The organism is Henriciella sp. (assembly GCF_049649345.1).
GTDB lineage: Bacteria > Pseudomonadota > Alphaproteobacteria > Caulobacterales > Hyphomonadaceae > Henriciella.
Genome location: NZ_JBARZC010000486.1, coordinates 1 through 1,700, shown reverse-complemented (window position 1 = coordinate 1,700; position 1,700 = coordinate 1). Strand labels below are relative to the sequence as shown.

At 64.3% G+C, this 1,700-nt stretch carries 2 protein-coding genes; both read right to left on the bottom strand.

Translation table 11 applies throughout. The features are described 5' to 3' along the window. Window positions 1-24: 24 nt before the first annotated feature. A complete protein-coding gene (locus WA989_RS13455; RefSeq protein WP_424341004.1) occupies window positions 25-852 on the bottom strand; it encodes a peptidyl-prolyl cis-trans isomerase in 828 nt (275 codons plus the stop codon). Further along, a partial coding sequence (locus tag WA989_RS13450) for a DUF3604 domain-containing protein (protein ID WP_424341003.1) occupies window positions 853-1,700 on the bottom strand: 848 nt, incomplete at its 5' end.

Here is a 1,700-nt window from a genome sequence, read left to right as displayed (position 1 = left end):
GGATGAAGGCTAGTCGGGGCAGGCTCATTCGCGCGCGCCTGCGATCACGACATCATATTTGCCGACGATCTCGTCGATCGCCTCGGCGGTCCTCTCGCGCTGCATCTCTTCTTTCCAGGCGGCCTCGACGGCCGGGCGAACCTGTTCGAGCGGCGGCAGGCGGGCCTCGGTCTTGTCGATGATGCGAACAAGATGCGCGCCGAATGACGAACGGGCAGGGCCTTGCCAGGCGCCTGGGTCTGCTTCAAGCGTCTCTAGTTTGGCCAGAAATGCCGCCCCGAATTGGCGAACAATTTCGCGGGCAGGAAGCGAGCCATATTCGCGTTGGAGCATGAACGGATCGCCGAGCTGGCGCCAGCCAGTCGCCGCATCGCCGTTCAAGGAGGCGAGCGCCGGGCCAAGGCGCGGGTCTGCCGGATCGGAGAAATAGACATGCTGGAAGGACCAGCGCGCCGGCTCTGTGAAGCGGTCTGCATTGGTCTCATACCAGGCGGCGAGCGTTTCGTCCGCCGGCGGCTGGAGCCGGTCCATGCCGGACAGCATGAAGGTGATTTTCTGCGCGAGGCGCCGCTCGATCACCGTGTCCCCGTGTGCCATGCCGAGCTTACGCGCTTCGCGGGCGAGCGCTTCCTGCTGCACATGGTCTGCGATCATCGCGCGCAGATCGTCGCTGGTCGGCAGATTGCCGGCCTCGATCGCATAGAGCGCGGACATCCGCTCGATGTCGGCCTCTGTTACCGTGATCGTCGCCTCTGCCTTTTGTGCCCGCTGTGAAAACCAGCCACAGGCGGCAAAGATCAGCCCGGCGAGCACGATAAAGTGCACCAGTGGTTCGCGGAGAAGACGCGTCATTCAGTTTCCGGGCGTGTACCAGATGGGGGAGGTGTAGGCGCGTTCCTGGATGGTCTGCGGCCGGTCCGGGCGCGGCGGCGTACCAGCTTCCAGAGCTTCCCAGGTCGACCAGCGGCAGGTCGGGTTCTCCAGCACGCGGACATAATAGCTCGCTCGCTCATCCGCATCGAAATCCGGATCGCGCCACATGGCTTTGAGCTCGGCTGCGCCATCGCCCTGCGGGGTGCAGTTGGCAAGATCGACGCTCGCGCCATTGTCCGGGCAGCGATGGGTGGCCGGGTCTGGTTCGCCTGTGTGACAGGCGACATCGAAGATGGTCTCGCTATCGGCGGTGACTTTAACGACCTGCGCGCGCTGCAGGGCGGCGCCATAATTGGCATCCCGCTGGGCCCAGACGATGAAGGCCGGCGCGCGGCCATCGCCGATCAGGTTGCCGCCCATCGGCACGCCCTGGTCGTAAGCCTTTGCGGCAAGGTCGGGATCGTCTGCGAGGCCATCCTCATAGTCGAAGCTGGCGAAGAAGCGGACCTTGATGCGCGGGCCGGTCGTCGCAAATGTCTCCTTGCGGCGGAAGGCGTCGAAGATGGCTTCACGCGTGTTTTCTTCTGCCCAGACACCGGTCAGGCCGGAGGCCGCCCAACGCGAGAACCACTCATCCGCGTTACGGGTGATCTGGTTTTCGGGCTGTTCGTCCCAGCCTTTGGACGTGATGAAGGGGACAGAGCCCCGCGCAACAGGCAGGCCGTCGATGATGCCGACCTTTGACCAGTAGTCATTCTCGGCATAGGCGCCGCCCGCGACATGGGTGTCCGAGGCCGCCACCAGTCCGAATTTGAACGGGTTGAAGC

What these genes read in the sequence shown, in the direction of transcription:
- WA989_RS13455 (WP_424341004.1), bottom strand. Translation starts at nt 852, where the DNA reads ATGACGCGTCTTCTCCGCGAACCACTGGTGCACTTTATCGTGCTCGCC.